Source organism: Roseateles sp. GW821-FHT09B06, from assembly GCF_059418245.1.
In genome coordinates, this window is record NZ_JBWKPM010000024.1 from 58,842 (window position 1) to 76,457 (window position 17,616).

Annotated in this window: 14 protein-coding genes; 7 read left to right on the forward strand and 7 right to left on the reverse strand. The window is 68.5% G+C overall.

Features of this window, described 5'->3' with window-relative positions; genetic code table 11:
• Positions 1 to 89 precede the first annotated feature (89 nt).
• The 3 genes from AC07OQ_RS18700 to AC07OQ_RS18710 all read right to left on the reverse strand — a co-directional run bounded on the left by AC07OQ_RS18700 (position 90) and on the right by AC07OQ_RS18710 (position 3,108).
• Entirely contained in the window at positions 90 to 311 is a 222-nt protein-coding gene (locus AC07OQ_RS18700) for a DUF350 domain-containing protein (protein ID WP_495054648.1), read from the reverse strand.
• Between the two features lie 138 nt (positions 312 to 449).
• Complete coding sequence (locus tag AC07OQ_RS18705; protein ID WP_495054649.1) at positions 450 to 2,057, reverse strand: DUF4178 domain-containing protein; 1,608 nt, start codon at positions 2,055 to 2,057, stop codon at positions 450 to 452.
• 1 nt (position 2,058) lies between these two features.
• Positions 2,059 to 3,108, reverse strand: a complete 1,050-nt coding sequence (locus AC07OQ_RS18710) for an SPFH domain-containing protein (protein ID WP_495054650.1) — start codon at positions 3,106 to 3,108, stop codon at positions 2,059 to 2,061.
• 104 nt (positions 3,109 to 3,212) lie between these two features.
• Between AC07OQ_RS18710 and AC07OQ_RS18715 the strand changes: the two genes are divergently transcribed.
• The gene (locus AC07OQ_RS18715; protein WP_495054651.1) at positions 3,213 to 4,115 is read left to right on the forward strand and encodes a DUF6265 family protein; all 903 of its coding nucleotides are present in this window, start codon (positions 3,213 to 3,215) and stop codon (positions 4,113 to 4,115) included.
• 110 nt (positions 4,116 to 4,225) lie between these two features.
• Here AC07OQ_RS18715 and AC07OQ_RS18720 read toward each other — a convergent pair whose 3' ends face one another.
• Positions 4,226 to 5,356 carry an MFS transporter gene (locus AC07OQ_RS18720; RefSeq protein WP_495054652.1) on the reverse strand — a complete coding sequence of 377 codons (1,131 nt, stop codon included), beginning with the start codon at positions 5,354 to 5,356 and terminating at the stop codon, positions 4,226 to 4,228.
• A 94-nt stretch (positions 5,357 to 5,450) separates the two neighbouring features.
• Complete coding sequence (locus AC07OQ_RS18725) at positions 5,451 to 6,023, reverse strand: GGDEF domain-containing protein (protein WP_495054653.1); 573 nt, start codon at positions 6,021 to 6,023, stop codon at positions 5,451 to 5,453.
• Between the two features lie 187 nt (positions 6,024 to 6,210).
• Here AC07OQ_RS18725 and AC07OQ_RS18730 point away from each other — a divergent pair, with 187 nt between their 5' ends.
• Positions 6,211 to 7,344, forward strand: coding sequence for a TIGR03364 family FAD-dependent oxidoreductase (locus AC07OQ_RS18730; RefSeq protein ID WP_495054654.1), 1,134 nt, complete (start codon positions 6,211 to 6,213; stop codon positions 7,342 to 7,344).
• 79 nt (positions 7,345 to 7,423) lie between these two features.
• Here the strand turns inward: AC07OQ_RS18730 and AC07OQ_RS18735 are convergent, their stop codons facing one another.
• Entirely contained in the window at positions 7,424 to 9,331 is a 1,908-nt protein-coding gene (locus AC07OQ_RS18735) for a glucokinase (protein ID WP_495054655.1), read from the reverse strand.
• Between the two features lie 437 nt (positions 9,332 to 9,768).
• Between AC07OQ_RS18735 and glk the strand changes: the two genes are divergently transcribed.
• The 3 genes from glk to AC07OQ_RS18750 all read left to right on the forward strand — a co-directional run bounded on the left by glk (position 9,769) and on the right by AC07OQ_RS18750 (position 14,738).
• Positions 9,769 to 10,767 carry a glucokinase gene (gene glk / locus AC07OQ_RS18740; RefSeq protein ID WP_495054656.1) on the forward strand — a complete coding sequence of 333 codons (999 nt, stop codon included), beginning with the start codon at positions 9,769 to 9,771 and terminating at the stop codon, positions 10,765 to 10,767.
• Between the two features lie 309 nt (positions 10,768 to 11,076).
• On the forward strand, positions 11,077 to 13,842 hold the full coding sequence (locus AC07OQ_RS18745) for a TonB-dependent receptor (RefSeq protein WP_495054657.1): 2,766 nt from the start codon (positions 11,077 to 11,079) through the stop codon (positions 13,840 to 13,842).
• 98 nt (positions 13,843 to 13,940) lie between these two features.
• Positions 13,941 to 14,738: a sugar nucleotide-binding protein gene (locus tag AC07OQ_RS18750; RefSeq protein WP_495054658.1), complete on the forward strand. Its 798-nt coding sequence runs from the start codon at positions 13,941 to 13,943 to the stop codon at positions 14,736 to 14,738.
• Here the strand turns inward: AC07OQ_RS18750 and AC07OQ_RS18755 are convergent.
• A complete protein-coding gene (locus tag AC07OQ_RS18755; RefSeq protein WP_495054659.1) occupies positions 14,692 to 15,966 on the reverse strand; it encodes a sterol desaturase family protein in 1,275 nt (424 codons plus the stop codon). The genes AC07OQ_RS18750 and AC07OQ_RS18755 overlap by 47 nt on opposite strands.
• A 111-nt stretch (positions 15,967 to 16,077) precedes the next feature.
• Between AC07OQ_RS18755 and AC07OQ_RS18760 the strand changes: the two genes are divergently transcribed.
• Positions 16,078 to 16,803 carry a queuosine precursor transporter gene (locus AC07OQ_RS18760; protein WP_495054660.1) on the forward strand — a complete coding sequence of 242 codons (726 nt, stop codon included), beginning with the start codon at positions 16,078 to 16,080 and terminating at the stop codon, positions 16,801 to 16,803.
• Between the two features lie 218 nt (positions 16,804 to 17,021).
• Positions 17,022 to 17,525 (forward strand): hypothetical protein, encoded by a 504-nt coding sequence (locus AC07OQ_RS18765; protein WP_495054661.1) that lies wholly within the window; start codon positions 17,022 to 17,024, stop codon positions 17,523 to 17,525.
• The last annotated feature ends 91 nt before the right edge of the window (positions 17,526 to 17,616 follow it).

Below are 17,616 nucleotides of genomic sequence, written 5' to 3' on the forward strand. Positions count from 1 at the left end.
GCCAAGTGAGCTTACATCCGGCGACAAGCCCACGCCAGGGCTGACAAACAGCCTCTTGAAGCCTCTTGACGCGGCTCGAAGCCGGCGCCTCAACCCTTGATGGCCGCCGCGACGATCAGGCCGATCGAGATGCACATGGAGCCCACCACGACGGCCAGCGCCAGATTCTTGTGCTCGACGATCTCGTCCCACAGCTTGTAGGGCGTCAGCTTGTCGACGATGACGAAGCTGATCCAGAACACCAGCACGCCGATCAGCGCGTAGAGCACGGAGCCCAGCACGACGGCGGGCTTGAGCCATTCGAGTTCCATCTTGGTTCTCCTTTTGCTTAGCTATTGGTCAAACCGCGGGGCGCAGCTCCCGCGAACTCAAGCGGAGCCCGAGGATCCGGCTTTGCCGGTCCTGCGGGCTCGCCGCCTCAAGGGGGCGCGAAGCGCGTAGGCGGTGGCTCATTTATGGCTTCCGCCCCCGCTGCTGTAGCCGCCATACGAGCCGCCGCCCGAGCCGATGCGGGCGCCGCTGCCGCTGCTGCTGCGCTTGCATTGCTGGTATTCGGCGCTGCTCTCGCCATAGCTGTCCTTGTAGGGCTGGCAGTCGTCGCTGCTGCAGGCGCGCAGCAGCGCGAACATCAGCGCGACGAGGAACAGGCCGACGGCGATATTGCGCAGCAGCGTGCCGCCGTCGCTCAGGGCGCTGGCGTCGCGCTGCAGCGCGGCCTGCGTCTCGGGCGCCAGCCGGAAGGCGCGCTGCACCTCGGCCGCGTCGAGCTTGCGGCCCTGGCTCCAGGTCAGCTCGCTGCCGCTCTGTTCGCGGCTCAGCAGCTCGGTGCGGCCGCCGCCCGACCATTCGTAGTCGCTGACCAGGGCGCGTTCCTCGCGCCGGATGCGCCAGTAGAACTCGCCCAGCACATGGGTGACCTTGGCGCTGTAGGTCCAGCGCTTCTTGTAGACCTTGCCCTGCCATTCCATCGCGCCGCCCTTGTCTCCATGCGCGGGCTTGGGCGCACCGGTGAGCGGGCGCACGACGCTCCAGCCTTCCTCGGTGTCCACCAGGAAGGCGAAGCCCTCCAGCTGGTTGAACAGCAGGTATTCGCGCCAGAAGGTCTGCTCGTCCTCGCTGCCGTCGGGAATGTCGCAGCGCTCCAGATAGCCGACCACCTGCCAGGGCCGGGCCGCCGCGCCGCCGGCGAGCGCCAGCTGCCCGGTCGTGCCCAGGCGGATCTGCGGCTCCATGCCGGTGGCCTGGGCGAAATGGGCCAGCTCGGCCCCCGCGCCCTGCGAGAGGTCCACGACGGCCCGGCATTGGCCGCAGACGATGGACAGGCTGTTCTCGAGCCGCGGCTCCAGCGGCGCGCCGCAGCTGGGGCAGGGCAGGGCCTTGGAGGCGAGATGCTTGCTGCTGTCCTCGCGCAGGCCGCTCATGGCCAGGTCGGCCAGGGCCACCGCGCGGCCGACCGACCATTGCGGCGCGGCCGGATCGCTGTAGTCCAAGGTGGCGACCTCGTCCTGGCTGCTGCGCAGATCGACCACCCAGAAACTCTTGTCCTGCCCGGGCGGGCGCGGCAGTTCGCCCTCGGCCGCCAGCAGGTTGGCCTCGAGCTTGGATGCCACCTGCCAGGTTCGGCCGGCCAGCAGCTGCTGGGCGCCGACGATCAGCGCATCGGCGGCCGGCGGCGGCTCCTGCAGCGGCGCGTCGAAGGCCAGCACGAAGGCGCCGTTGTCCTCGGACAGCCAGCCGCTTCGCTGGCCGTCCGGGCCGGCGTCGAACAGCACATGCCATTCGTTCCAACTGCCGTCCGGATAGCCCAGCTGCAGCCGGCCGATGACCGTGAAGGCCGCGCCCGAGTAGCGGCCGGCCGCGCCGAGCCGCAGCGGCGAGTAGTCCTCGAACAGCTCGGCGCTCTGGCCGATCTTGCGCAGCGCCTCGCCCTCGCGCAGCAGGGTCGAACGGCAGTAGCTGCAGACCGTGCTGGCGGACGCGGCCGAGGCGAACTCGACCGGCCCGCCGCAGTTCGGGCAGGCCGCCTGCCAGCGGCGCTGGGGGTTGGCGGTAGCCAAGTCAGCCGAGTTTCTTCAGCAACTCGGCCTTCTTGGCGGCGAACTCCTCGTCGGTGAGGATGCCCTTGGCCTTCAGCTCGCCCAGCTTCTCCAGCAGGGCCATGATCTCGTCGGTGCTCTGCGCGGCCGGCGCCGCGGCGGCGGGTGCGTTCGCCCCGGCCAGGCCCTGACCCAGTTGCTGGGCCAGCACCTGGCCCATGGCAAGACCTGCCCCCAGGCCCATCGCGTCGCCGGCCACGCCGCCTCCGCCGCCCTGGCCCACGCCCTCGGCCAGCTTCGGGATCGCCTGCGCGGTCTGGTACTGCATGAACTGGCCCATGTTCTGGCCGATCATGCCCATGCCGATCTTCTGGTCGAGGATCTTCTGCAGCTCCTCGGGCAGCGAGACGTTCTGCAGCGTGACCGCCTCCAGCTTCAGGCCCAGGGCCGCGAAGGCCGGCGCGGTGGCCTCCTGCAGGGCGCGGGCGAATTCGATCTGGTTGGCCGCCAGGTCCAGGAAGGGGATGCCGCTGCCGGCCACCGCGTCGCTGATGTGCTGCAGCATCAGGCCGCGCAACTGGCCGTCCAGTTCCTGCGCCGTGTAGCGCTCGCGGGTGCCCGAGATCTCGGTGTGGAAGAGCTTCGCGTCGGCGATGCGGTAGGCGTAGTTGCCGAAGGCGCGCAGGCGCACCGCGCCGAAGTCCTTGTCGCGGATCGTCACCGGCTGGGTCGTGCCCCAGCGCTGGTCGATCTGCTGGCGGGTGCTGAAGAAATAGACGTCGCTCTTGAACGGGGATTCGAACAGCTTGTCCCAGTTCTTCAGATAGGTCAGCACCGGCAGGGTCTGGGTCGTCAGCTTGTACATGCCGGGGCCGAACACGTCGGCCACCTTGCCCTCGTTGATGAACACGGCCAGCTGCGATTCGCGCACGGTCAGCGAGGCGCCGTACTGGATTTCCATGTCCGCCATCGGAAAGCGCCAGGCCAGCGTACCCTTGCCCTCAGTTTCCGCATCCTCGGTCCACTGCAGGATGTCGATGAACTGTTTCTTGATGAAATCCATCAGGCCCATGACTGGCGCTCCACGATCAGCACGGCCGGCGTGGCCGCAGGCAGGAGTATCCGCCAGCCCCGGGGCCTTGTCCTTCCCCCCGGGGTGTGAGCAGAATCGCGGCCATGCAAAAACACCGCTGCCTTGCCGCCCTCGTCGTTCTGTCACTGTGCGGCGGGGCCGCGTCGGCGCAGGGCCTGGAGCGGGCCGCCTGGCTGGCCGGCTGCTGGGCGCAGGAGGATGGCGAGCCCGGCTCGCTGGAGCAATGGACGGCGCCGGCCGGCGGCGTGATGCTGGGCGTGGCGCGCACCGTGAGGAACGGCCGCATGGTGGCGCACGAGTTCCTGCAGATCCGCGAGCAGGCCGGCGCCTCCCTGGTCTATATCGCCAAGCCTTCGGGCCAGGCCGAGACACGGTTCCCGCTGACCAAGAGCGGCGAGGGCGAGCTGCTGTTCGAGAACCCGGGGCACGACTTCCCGCAGCGCATCGCCTACCAGCGCCGCAGCGACGGGCGCCTGCTGGCGCGCATCGAGGGCCGGCGCGCCAATGGCGAGACGCGCGCGGTGGACTTCCCGATGCGCCGAACCGACTGCGGTGCCAATGCCGCGGCGCCGCCGCCGCAGCGGGCGCGCGGCGAGTTCGAGGTGAAGATGGCGCCACAGCCGGGCGCCGAAGCTCAGGGACCGGCGCAGGCGCCGGGGCGCATGCTGCTGGACAAGCGCTTCTTCGGCGGGCCGCTGGAGGGCCAGAGCCAGGGCCAGATGCTGGCCTTCCGTGCGGCCACGCCGGGTTCGGCCGGCTATGTGGCGATGGAGCTGTTCAAGGGCACGCTGGCGGGGCGGCGCGGCAGCTTCGTGCTGCAGCACAGCGGCACGATGAACCGCGGCGCCCCGGGACTCGTGATCAGCGTCGTGCCCGACTCGGGCACGGAAGAGTTGGCGGGGCTGAGCGGCACAATGGGCATCCGCATCGAGGGCGGCAGGCATTACTACGACTTCGACTACAGCCTGCCGCCGGCAAAGCCTTGAAGCAGGGCTGCCGCTGCGCGTTGTCTGCCAGGCAATGTCCGGGGCTCCGGCTTTGCCGGTCACGCGGACTTGCTCCTTGAGGGGCGCGCGCAGCGCGTAGGGGATTGGGTCTAACGCCGCCGCGCGAACACGCTGCCGCCCAGCATCATCGCCGCCATGCCCCAGAACAGCGGCGCCACGCCCAGGGCCGCGCCCATCGCACCGAACACCAGCGGCATCACGGTCTGGCTGGTGTTGATCATCGTGGTGCGCAGGCCCAGGGCCTCGGCGGCGCGGCCGGCCGGGGCGCTCTGGTGCAAGAGGGTCAGCACGGTGGGTTGCGGCGCGCCCAGGCCCAGGCCCAGCACGAAGGTGATGGCCATCAAGAGGCCGACGCTGTGCGTGAAGGGCATGGCAACATAGGCCGCGCCGGCCAGCAGCAGCGAGACGGTCAGCAGCGACCAAGGCTGGGTCCGGTGCGCGATGAAGGGCATGGCCAGGCGCACCGCGAAGGTGGCGGCCGCGAAGGCGCCCATCACGATGCCGATCTGCGAGGGGGTCAGGCCGATCTGCGCGCCATAGACGGGGATCGCGAAGTTGTAGATGTCCCAGCCGACGGTCAGGATGGCCATCGCGATGAACAGGCGCCGCACCTCGCGCTCGCGCAGCAGCTCGAACACATGGCCGCGCGGACCCAGGTCCTGCCGCTCGGGCCGCGGCTGCTCGGGCAGCAGCCGGGCCCACAGCGCCAGCAGCGGCAGCACGGTGAACAGGGCCAGGATCAGGAAGGCGGCGCGGTAGCCGAGGCTGTCGATCGAGACGCCGGTCAGCATCGGCGCGACGAAGGTCGAGGTCGAGAAGCCCAGCGCCACATAGCTGAAGTTGACCGTGCGCTCCTCGGGCGCGCTCATCTCGCCCACCGCGTGGTAGGCCGAGACATTGATCAGCATGAAGGCCAGGCCCACCAGCACCGCGGTGAAGTAGAGCGTGCCGATGCTTGGCAGGAGGAAGGGGGCGATCGTGCCCAGGCCCACGCCGATGGTGCCGATCAGCATCGGCTTGTTGACGCCGCCGCGGTCGATCCAGCGTCCGGCGGTGACCGAGAGCAGGGCCGGCAGCAGCGCGTAGACGGCCATCAGGCTGCCGACGGTCAGGGTGGACGCGCCCTGCTTGATCGCGAACAGCGCGACCGCGATGCGGCTGCCGTTGAAGGCCACATGGTTCAGCACCAGCAGGATGACGATCAGGGGCAGGGGGCGCATCGGGCTTGATTCTAGGCAAGGCCGGGGTGCCGCCCGACCCGCCGGCGTGCATGCGGCAGGCGCTGTGCGCACGCGCCTGCGAGGGCGCCGGTGCTCAGAGGCTGGGCCAGAGCGCCGGCTGCACTTCCAGGCGCGTGCACCAGTCCGAGGGCAGGCTGCCGGCCCAGACCAGGTTGTGGTGCGGCGGCAGGCGCCGCTTCGCGAAGGTCATGCGCGCATCGGCCAGCGACAGCAGGGTGGCGGCGTTCCAGTCCTGGCCCGGCGGGCTGGCGGCCACGCCCAGGGTGGCGGTCAGCGGCGGCTGGCGCTCCAGCAGGGCCAGGGCCTCGGCGATGCGCTGGCGCAGGCGCTCGGCCAGCGCGGTGGCCTGGGGCAGGGCGGTGTCGGGCAGCAGCAGCACGAACTCGTCGCTGCCCAGATAGGCCAGGCGCGCGGTGGGCGGCTTGAGCTGGTCCAGCAGCAGGGCCAGCTGGGTCAGCACCTGGCGGGCGCGGGCCTCGCCCACATCGTCCTGGTAGTCCTTGAAATGGTCGATGTCCAGGGTCAGCAGGGCCATTGAATGGCCGGAGGCGCGTGCGGCCTGGGCCGCCGACTCCAGCGCCGGCCGCAGGGCGGTCCGATCCAGCATGCTTGGCAGGGACAGGGTATCGGCCTGGGCGACAGTCATGGGAAGGCTCCGCGGTGGGGACGCCCCATGCTAGTCAGGCGGCGCCCGGGCTCGCATGCTCCATTACCCTCGGACGTCCACCCTCGGGCGTCCGCCGGCTTGTTGCCGGGTGTTGCAAGGTCCGACGCCGGCGTGACATATGGTCCGCCTACAGTCGCGGACTTCTCTCCGTCATATTTCGGACGCCATGCACATTGAAGCTACCGAACATTGCGACCTGCTGGTCGTCGGCGCCGGCATCGTCGGACTGGCCCATGCCTATGAGGCGGCCCGGCGCGGCCTGCGCGTCATCGTGGTCGAGCGCGACGCGGCCTGCGTCGGCGCCTCGATCCGCAACTTCGGCTTCGTCACCGTGACCGGCCAGCAGGCCGGCGCCAGCTGGGCGCGGGCGGCGCGCTCGCGCGAGGTCTGGGCCGAGTTGGCGCCCAAGGCCGGCATTCCGATCGCGCAGCGCGGCCTGTGGCTGGCGGCGCAGCGCCCCGAGGCCGAGGCCGTGCTGCGGGCCTTCATGGCCACCGAGATGGGCCATGGCTGCGAGTTGCTGAGCCCGGCCGAGGCCGCGCGGCGCCATCCGGCGCTGCGCAGCGAGCAGCTGAGCGCGGTGCTGCACAGCCCGCAAGAGCTGCGGGTCGAGTCGCGCGAGGCCATCCCGCGGCTCGCGGCCTGGCTGGCCGAGGCGCTGGGCGTCGTGTTCTGCTTCGGCGAGGCGGTTCTGGCGGTCGAGACGCCGCGGGTGCGGACCGCGCGCGCCAGCTACCGCGCCGAGCGCGTCGTGGTGTGCGGCGGCGCGGAGCTGAACGGGCTGTTCGCGCCGCTGTTCCTGCCGCACGAGCTGCGCCTGTGCCAGCTGCAGATGCTGCGCGTGCGGCCGCAGCCGGGCTTCAGGCTGGCGGGCGCGGTGATGGGCGATCTGAGCCTGGTGCGCTATGAAGGCTATGCGGCCCTGCCCGAGGCGCAGGCCCTGCGCGAGCGCCTGCAGGCCGAGGAGGGCGAAAGCCTGGCGCATGGCATCCATCTGATCGTCGTGCAGAGCGCCGACGGCACGCTGGTGGTGGGCGATTCGCACCACTACGGTCCGGTGCTGCCGCCCTTTGCGCTGGAGCGGGTCGATGCGCTGATCCTCGACCATCTGCGCGCGGCCCTGCACCTCAGCGAGGCGACGGTGACCGAACGCTGGACCGGCATCTATCCCTCGTCCGGCAGCACGCCCTGCCTGGTGCTGGCTCCCGACGCGGCGACCCGCGTGGTGACGGTGACCAGCGGCACCGGCGCCAGCACGGCCTTCGGCCTGGCCGAAGAGGTGTTCGCGGCCTGGGCCTGATCCTGGGTATGACTCCGGGCGCGATCCCGGGCTTGACCTTGGGTGTGACCTTGGGTGTGACCCTGGGCCTGGTGCCGCGCTAGCGGCTGTGCGAGGTCAGCCGGGCCAACGGCGTGGCCAGGCTGACGCCCGGTGCCGCGCTGCTGGCGCCGCGCCGCGGCCGCGGCGCGGCGGCCGGTTCCTCCAGCGCCTCGCGCGCGCGACCGGCCAGCACGCCCTCGGGGTCGCGGCGCATCGCCACGCCCACCGCCAGGATGTCGATCACCAGCAGGTGCAGGATGCGGCTGACCATCGGCAGATGGGTGGCGACATCCTCCACATGGTCGACGATCAGCACCGCATCGGCCTTCCTGGCCAGCGGCGACTGGCCGGCGGTGATGGCCACGACCTTGGCGCCGCGCTCGCGGGCCTTTTCGGCCACCGCCACCAACTCGGGCAGCTTGCCGCTGGCGCTGATGATCACGACCACGTCCTTGTCGGTCAGCACCTCGGCGGCCAGCGACTGCAGGCGCGGGTCGGTGTAGCTGCTGCTGGGCACGCCGAAGCGCAGGAACTTGAACTGCGCGTCCTGCGCCACCACGCCGTAATGGCCCACCGCGTAGAACTCGATGCGGTTGGCATGCAGCAGCAGCTCGATCGCGCGGTCGATCATCTCGCGGTTCAGCGCGCTCCTGACCTGCAGGATGGCCGAGGCGGTGTTGGACAGCACCTTGGCGCCCAGTTCCACCATCGAGTCGTCGTGCGTCACCTGGGTGTGGGTGACCGGCACCGTGCCGGTCAGGCCCGAGGCCAGGCGCAGCTTGAAGTCCGACAGGCCCTCGCAGCCCAGCGAGCGGCAGAAGCGGATCACGGTGGGCTGGCTGACATGGGCGGCGCGCGCGATCTCGGCGATCGGGGCGTTCAGCACGGCGCGCGCATGGGCCAGCACATGTTCGGCCACGCGCAGCTCGGCCGGCGACAGCTGTTCGCGCGCGCGCCGGATCTGTTCCAGGATGGCCCCACCGGGCGCGCGCTCCAGCTTGCGCAGCTGGGCCTCCAGGATGGCCGAGGCGCCGATGAAGGTGGCATGCTCGGCCGTGATCACATAGGTCGGGATGGCGGCCAGATAGCTGCTGAAGCGGCCCTTGTCCTCGAAGCGCTGGCGGAAGTCCGAGCGGTCGAAGGCCTCGCCCAGGCGCGGCACGATGCCGCCGCCGATATAGATGCCGCCCAGGGCGCCGAGGGTCACGGCCAGGTTGGCCGCCGCCGTGCCCAGCAGGGCGCAGAACAGGCCGAGGGTCTCGACGCAGACCGGGTCGGCGCCGTCCAGCGCGCGCTGGGTGATCTCGGGTGCCAGCAGCTCCTCGGCGGGGCGGCCGGCGTAGTCGGCCATGGCGCGGTACATCAATTCCAGGCCGGGGCCCGAGAGCAGGCGCTCGAAGGACACATGGTCGAAATGCCGCCAGGCGAAACGCAGCAGCGCGATCTCGCGTTCGTCGCGCGGCGAGAAGCTGGTGTGGCCGCCCTCGGTGCCCAGCGCGATCCAGCCGTCGCCGGCCGGGATCAGGCCCGAGACGCCCAGGCCCGAGCCCGAACCCAGCAGACCGATCACGCTCTGCGCATGGGGCTCGCCGCCGCCGACCTGGCGCACCTCGCGCCCCGACAGGCGCGGCAGGGCCATCGCCAATGCGGTGAAGTCGTTGACCACCACCAGGGTGTCCAGCCCGAGACGCTGGCGCATCTCCTCGATCGAGAACTGCCAGTGGTAGTTGGTCATGCGCACCTGGTCGCCCTCGACCGGGTTTGCGATCGCGACGCCGGCATGGCGCACCGGGGGGCTGTCGGGCAGGCCGGCCAGGTAGGCGCTGACGGCGGCATGGAAGTCCGCGTGGTCGGCGCAGCGCAGCGAGGCGACGTGCTCGAAGCGGCCCAGCGCCGTTTCGAGCGCGAAGCGCGCATAGGTACCGCCGATGTCGGCAATCAGGCGGGGACTGTCGAAGGAGAGCATGAGCAGGGGGAGGGGGGCTGTCGACTGGCGGGTGGGGCCGGTACGAGGCCGGCGGGTGCGCGGGATTATGGGGCCGCCGGCCGGTCGCGGCGCTCGGGCAAAGCCAGGGGTGAATGGACCGATGTTCGTCAATGAATGTAGCTTGACTACTTGTTGTCTTTGAGGGCTCGGGAATTGATCCAAAGATGTTTGGTAAGGGGTCGTCAATGAATTCGGCCTTCCTGGGTGAATACTCTTGTGGTTGTTTTGTAGTTTTGCTACCTTCTGCCGCTAAAGTGTTGATCGACGCGGCCCGTGTTGTGGCCGCGGATGGATGGCCCTCGGGCGGTCTTGGGGCGGAAGCCATCGTGCATTGCCGGTCTGTCCGTCATTGCCGGCCACCGTCGGGTTCGAATTGGCGCGTGGCGTTGTGGCGTCGCAGCGGGAGGAAATGCGTGGTGAAGCGTAGGGAAGAGCTTGGCGGTGTGCCGAGCCTGGTGGCCGACATCGGCGGCTCCAATGCACGCTTTGGCTGGGTGGAGTCGGGGGCGGCGGGGGTGCAGCATGTGCGCACCCTGCCGGTGTCGGCCTATGCCGGTCCGGCCGAAGCGGCGCAGGCCTATCTGACCGGCCTGCGCGAGCGGCTCGGTGCGGCCTACCGGGCGCCGCAGCGTGCGGCGTTCGCGGTGGCCACCGCGGTGGCCGGCGACGCGGTCGAGCTGACCAACAGCCGCTGGAGTTTTTCGCGCAGCGCGGTGCAGGCCGGCCTCGGCCTGGATCATCTGCTGCTGCTGAATGATTTCGAGGCGCTCGCCCTGTCGCTGCCGCGCCTGAATGCCAGCCAGTTGCGCGCGCATCGCGAGTTGCCGCATCCGGCCGGCACCCTGGCGGTGATCGGTCCGGGCACCGGGCTGGGGGTGGCCGGCGTGATGCAGACGCGCCAGGGCTGGCTGGCGCTGCCCGGCGAGGGCGGGCATGCGACCCTGGCGCCGGCCGACGAGTTCGAGGCCGCCTTGCTGGCGCATGTGCGGCGCGATTTTTCCCATGTCTCGGCCGAGCGGCTGCTGTCGGGCATCGGTCTGCCGCTGCTGCACGGCGCGGTGGCTGCGGTGCTGGGGCAGCCCGCGGCGGCGGCGCTCGGTACCGAGGCCATCGTCGAGGCAGGCCTGGTGGGGGGCGATCCGGTCTGCGAGCGGACCCTCGACGCCTTCTGCGCCCTGCTGGGCGGCTTTGCCGGCAATGTGGCTCTGACCTTGGGTGCGCGCGGCGGGGTCTATATCGGCGGCGGCATCGTGCCGCGCCTGGGGGAGCTGTTCTTCGCTTCGCGCTTTCGCGAGCGCTTCGAGGCCAAGGGGCGTTTTCGCGCCTATCTGGAAGGCATCCCGACGGCCGTGATCACCGACACGCTGGCGGCGCTCGGCGGCGCCGCCCTGGCGATCGAGCAAGCCGAGCTTTGACGGCGGTTTGTTGTTTTTTGACAATGTAATTGAGCTACATGTTTGGCCACCCATAGGCCATTTTGCTTGGCGCTCGCTCGCCCGGTGCCATGGATGTTTATTTATATAAATCAATGGATTGAGATATTTTTTCGACGGCACGGCGAGTCGATTTAGGGTTTACGTCTGTGTTGTTGAAAATCTAGTTTTGGTACAAACAAGACCGTTGAAGGCGCGAAACAAAACAACATCAAGAGCGCAAGAGGGGGCATGCCGGGAGGCGCCTCACACATGGTTTGTGTGGCATCGAAGACGATCAAGGAGACAAAGATGAAGACTGGCAAAACTGGCCAAACCGGCCATGGCCTGCCCGAGCGCCGGGCCGCCCTGTGGAAGCTGAGCCCGGTGGCCACCGGTTGCACCGTGCTGCTGATCGCGGCCACCGCCGCCCAGGCCCAGCAGACCCAGACCCTGGAGGTCGTGACCGTCACCGGCATCCGCAAGGGCATCGAGGAAGCGATCTCGGTGAAGAAGAATTCCGACTCCATCGTCGAGTCGATCTCGGCCGAGGACATCGGCAAGCTGCCCGATGTCAGCATCGCCGAATCGATCGCTCGCCTGCCGGGCCTGTCGGCCCAGCGCGTCGCCGGTCGCGCCCAGGTGATCAGCGTGCGCGGCCTGTCGCCCGACTTCGCCACCACCCTGCTGAACGGCCGCGAGCTGGTCAGCACCGGCGACAACCGCAGCGTCGAGTTCGACCAGTACCCCTCCGAGCTGCTGGGCGGCGTGACCATCTACAAGACGCCGGACGCCGGCCTGGTCGGCCAGGGCCTGTCGGGCACCATCGACATGCTGACCGTGCGTCCGCTGAACTTCGGCAATCGCGTGGTCGCGCTGAATGCGCGTGGCCAGCGCAACTCGCTGGGCTCGGCCGCCAATGCCAGCGCCAACGGCAACCGCTTCAGCGCCAGCTACATCGACCAGTTCGCCAACAAGACCATCGGCGTGGCCATCGGCTATGCGCACCAGGAAACCCCGGTGCAGGAGGAGCAGGTCGGCCTGTACGAGCCCTGGAAGGTGGCCGCTCGCCCCGGCGTGCCCAGCGGCACCTATGTGTCCGACGGCATCAAGGCACTGCGCCGCACCGGCAAGACCGAGCGCGACGGCGTGATGGCCACGGTGGAGTTCCGCCCGTCCAAGCACTGGACCAGCGTGGTGGACGGCTTCTGGTCCAAGGCCAAGCAGGTGGACACGGCCAACCAGTTCGAGCTGAACCTGCAGTACAACGGCAGCTTCCCCTGCAACCCGGACTGCACCTGGACCCAGAACTCGGTCAACAGCAACGGCACGCAGACCGGCGGCACGATCACCAACGTCTACCCGCTGGTGCGCGGCATGTACAACAAGCGCGATGACAAGATCACCGCGGCCGGCTGGAACAACAAGCTGCAGTTCGACAACGGCGTGACCGTGGTCGCCGACATCAACTACTCGAAGGCCAAGCGCGACGAGCTGAGCCTGGAGAACAATTCGCAGCTGAGCCCGGTGGGTGGCGTGCCCTACGACACCGTCAAGCTGAACTTCTCCAGCTCCAACTTCTCGACGATGGTGCCGCAGCTGAACTACTCGGACCCGAGCAAGCTGTTCCTGCGCGGCACGATCTACGGCTCCGGCTACGGCAAGGTGCCCAGCGTCGAGGACGAGCTGACCGGCTTCAAGCTGGTCGGCAACTTCCCCGCGCCGGTGGCCGCCGGCTTCCTGTCCGACATCGATGTGGGCCTGAACTACGCCGACCGCTCGAAGAAGAAGCGCCAGCCCGAGGGCGACATCACCGTGGGCGCGCAGGGCGACACCACCGTCGCGGCCGACCTGCAGTACAGCCCGGTCAACCTGGGCTTCGCCGGCCTGGGCATGATCCCGGCCTGGAACGTGCCGGCCGCCGTGGCCCGCTACATGGTCTTCAACCCCAGCAACACCGCCAACTTCCTGGTTTCCAAGGCCTGGGACGTGGAGGAGAAGACCAGCACCGCCTTCGCCAAGGCGAACATCGACAGCCAGATGTTCGGCCTGCCGGTGCGCGGCAATTTCGGCGTGCAGGTGGTGCGCACCGAGCAGTCGTCCAAGGCCAACTACTTCGACGGCACGGCCCCGGCGGGCAGCCAGGTCAAGCCGATCAACGACGGCAAGACCGTGACCGACGTGCTGCCCAGCATGAACCTCGCGTTCTCGCTCGGCGACGACCAGACGCTGCGCTTCGCGCTGGCCCGCCAGATGGCGCGTCCGCGTGTCGACCAGCTGCGCTCCGCGCTGGACTTCGGCATCGACACGTCGACCGGCAAGCCCGGCGCCAGCGGCGGCAATGCCCAGCTGGATCCCTGGCGCGCCAATGCGCTGGACGTCTCCTATGAGAAGTATTTCGGTTCCAAGGCCTATGTGGCGGCCGCGGCCTTCTACAAGGATCTGCGCAGCTACATCTACACGCAGTCGAACGACAACTACGACTTCTCGCGCTTCGTGGCCGGCTACACGCCGCCCCCCGGCGGCCAGCCCGCGCAGCTGACCGGCACCTTCACCGCGCCCTACAACGGCCAGGGCGGCAAGCTCAAGGGCGTGGAGCTGTCGGCCTCGCTGCCCTTCAACCTGCTCAGCAAGTCGCTGAACGGCTTCGGCGTGGTGGCCAGTGCCAGCTTCAACAGCAGCGATATCAAGATCAAGGACCCCGAGAGCGCCAGCAGCGTCGGCAGCGACTTCATCACCCTGCCGGGTCTGTCCAAGCGCGTCTACAACCTGACCGCCTACTACGAGCGCGATGGCTTCGAGGCCCGCGTCAGCCAGCGCAAGCGTTCCGACTACATCGGCGAGATCGGCAACTTCAACGGCAACCGCACGCTGCGCTATGTGGTGGGCGAAAGCATCATCGACATGCAGCTGGGCTACAACTTCAACGAGGGCATGTTCAAGGGCCTGGGCCTGCTGTTCCAGGTGAACAACCTGGGCAACGATGCCTACCGCACCTATGCGGCCACCAAGGACCGCCCGCTGGAGTACATCAAGTGGGGCCGCACCTATCTGGTGGGCGCGAACTACAAGTTCTGATCCCGCAGCCTGCTGCCGCCACCGACCCCGGATGTCCTCCGGGGTCTTTCTTTTCACTTGGGGATCCCGATGCCTCAACACCGCCCCGGAATGTGCTCATGCGCTGTCTCGTGACCGGACTCAATGGCACGCTGGCGCCGCTGCTGGCGCGGCAGCTGCTGCGCGAGGGACACGAGGTGCTGGCCTGGGACCGCCGCGCGGTCGATCCCGAGGATGCTCCGGCCGCATCGGCCTGGCTGGCCGGCCAGCGCATCGATGCGATCGCGCATCTGGCGATGGGCAGCGCCGACTGGGCCGCCCGCCTGGCCGCGCATGCGGCGCGGGCCGGCCTGCCGATGCTCTTCACCAGCACGGCCATGGTGTTCCACCACGAACCCGATGGCCCGCACCGGCCCGGCGACGAACGCACGGCCCGCGACGGCTACGGCCGCTACAAGATCGCCTGCGAGGACGCGCTGCGCGCCGCCCACCCGGGTGCCGCCATCGCACGCGTCGGCTGGCAGATCGACCCCGCGCAGCCGGGCAACAATATGCTGATGGCGCTGGACGACTGGCAGCGCCGCGAGGGGCGCGTGGCCGCCAGCCGGGCCTGGACGCCGGCCTGTTCCTTCATGGAGGACACGGCCGCGGCCCTGGCCGGCCTGCTGAGTCGGCGCGAGGCCGGTGTCGTACACCTGGACAGCAATGCCGAGGAGGGCTGGCGCTTCGACCGCATCGTGGACGCCCTGCGCGAGCAGTTCGGGCGCAGCGACTGGCGCATCGAGCCGCACGAGGATTACCGCCACGACCAGCGGCTGCTGGCGGGCGCTCGGCCCCTTATGCCGACGATGTCGCCGCCTATGCCACCGCTTATGCCGCCGCTTTCAGCCCGTCTGCCGGCGCTGCGGGCCGCCTGAGCAGGCGCGGCAGCAGCAGCAGCCCCAGCAGCGCGGCCAGCAGGCACAGACCCCACAGCGCCATGCCGATGGCCAGCAAGGCCTGACCCTGCCACAGCTGGTAGGTGGCGAGCGTGGCCAGCGCGGCGAGCCGCAGCTGCTCGCCGCGGGCGGGCCGGCCCTCCAGCAGGCGACCGAGCAGCACCAGGCCCAGGCCCAGCGCCAGTGCCGCGGCCCAGGCCTGCGCTGCGGCGAGTTGCGGCTCCACCGCCAGGAAATAGACGCCCAGCAGCAGCAGCAGGCCCAGTTGCAGCAGGCCATAGAGCGGCAGGCCCGGCGACAGTGCCGGTGCATAGCGCTGGAAGCGCGTCAGGTCCGGCCTGGGCTTGGGGGCCTGCCGTTCGGCCGCGGCCGGCCGCCAGCCCGGCGGGCGGAACCAGATGCTCAGCCGGTCCGCCCAGTTGTCGGCCAGCCGGGCGTCGCGCCACAGGTCGGCATAGCTGCGCAGATTGGCGGTCCAGGGGTTCCAGCTCCTGAGCTGGCCCAGCACGCCGTAGACGATGGGTTCATCGTCTCGCTCCTCAACGAAGCTGCCGAACAGGCGGTCCCACAGGATCAGGATGCCGCCGTAGTTGCGGTCCAGGCAGTAGTCGTTCTGGCCATGGTGCACGCGGTGGTTGGACGGCGAGACGAAGACGCGGTCGAACCAGCCCAGCCTGCCGACCAGGCGGGTGTGGACCCAGAACTGGTAGAGCAGGTCGATCAGGCCGACGACCACGAACATCAGCGGCGGCTCGCCCAGCAGGGCCAGCGGCAGATAGAACAGCCAGCCGAGCAGGAAGTCGCTGCCGGTCTGGCGCAGCGCGGTGCTGAGGTTGTATTCCTCGCTGCTGTGGTGCACCACATGGGCGGCCCACAGCACCGCCACCTCATGGCCCAGACGATGCTTCCAGTAGTAGAGGAAGTCGTAGATCAGCAGCGCCGCGCCCCAGGCCCAGGGCGAGGAAATCGACCATTCGGGGAGCATGCTGTGAAGGGGCGCCGCGTGCTGCCACAGCCAGGTGTAGAGGCCCAGCATCAGCAGTTTCGTGAACACGCCGACCAGCTGGCTGATGATGCCCAGCGCGAGGCTGGAGACGGTGTCGGCCGCGCGGTAGACGTCAACCTCGCCGCGACGGCGGGCGAGCCAGTACTCGCCGGCCATCATCAGCAGGAAAACGGGGACGGCGTAGACGATGGGATTCAGCATGATGGCGTCAGTCTAGACCTGCCGCATCGTCGCGCTGCGCGGGGCAAACCCGGTGCGGCCGGCGTTGCCGGCGCGGCGATACTCGCTCGCGCCCGGCCCTTGAACGTCACCATGAATGCAACCGCCACCGTGCCTCCTCTTCGCAGTTTCAAGTACTACGACCTGATCATGGCCGCCTTCGTCTGCGTGCTGCTGTGCTCCAACCTGATCGGGCCGGCCAAGGCGGCGCAGCTGGACCTGCCGCTGATCGGCCCCGTGACCTTCGGCGCGGACCTGATGTTCTTTCCGCTCTCCTACATCTTCGGCGACATCCTGACCGAGGTGTACGGCTACGGGCGCGACCGCCGCGTGGTCTGGGCGGGCTTCGGCGCGCTGGCCTTCGCGGCCTTCATGGCCTTCGTCGTCGTCAAGCTGCCGGCCGCCGACAACGACTTCATGAAGGCCTATCAGACCCACATCGAAGCGGTGTTCGGCAACACCTGGCGCATCGTCGCCGGCTCGATGATCGCGTTCTGCTGCGGCAGCTTCGTCAACAGCTTCGTGATGGCCAAGATGAAGGTCTGGAGCGGCGGCCGGCATCTCTGGCTGCGCACCATCGGCTCCACCGTCGTCGGCCAGGCCGTCGACACCAGCTTCTTCTTCGTGATCGCCTTCTGGGGCATCTGGCCGCAGGAACAGCTGATCGCCGTGATGATCACCCAGTACCTGTTCAAGACCTGCTGGGAAGCGGCGATGACGCCGGTGACCTATCGCGTCGTCGGTTTTTTGAAGCGGGTGGAGAACGAGGACTACTACGACCGGGAGACCAACTTCACGCCGTTCAGGTTGAAGGTTTGATTCGGGCGAGTATTGGCGATGGAGCCTGTCATGACTGCCAGACGACCGGTGCCGCTTCTGACGGATTTGATAGTGCGGTTTGGGCGAGCATCCGTGTGTCCAGAATCGAGGATTGACGGGCCTTTCAGGCCGGTTGTCCTTGCCGTATTAAGCGTACAGGCCTCCTTGATAAACGGACAGGACTGTCTCCCTACAACACGTTGGGCAGCACATTCGACATGAGCGCTACCGTGGCAATCTTCTCTGGATCAATCAGCGAGTCGGAATTCAATCGCGTTCAAAGTGCCTTGCTGCCACGATGGTCCCGCTGGTATTTCTTCGCTCCCGCGTGCGTACTCGCCTTCATCGCACTTGGCGCCGGCTGGACTGAGGCGCTTTCGGAGCCATCACTTGCTCTTCCTGACGTCATGTGGGGCCTTGCAGTCTTCGTCGCTTGTTCTTTGCTAACTCGATATGGACGTCGGCGATCATGGAGGAACTACGTTCGTCTGCACGGTGCTGTGTCTGGTCGAATCGGGCCGACCGGGATCGAGTGGAAAACGGAAGCGAGCACCACTGAGCTTCCCTGGGCGAAGCTTCTTGGCTTTCGTCTGGTCAACGATTTGGCTCTTGTCTACTACGCGCCACGTTGTGCCTTTTTCCTCCCGCGAGGTTTCTTTGCCACCGAGCAGGAGTGGTCGGAATTGAGCAGGGTGCTGCTGCAGCACTCGAAGCCAATCTAGGCTGGCGTGGTGATGCTTGAAGTCAACTTTGAAGTGCAACACCGCTAGGACCGAGCAAAGACTTCGCTCGGCGTCTTGAAGCCCAGGCGGC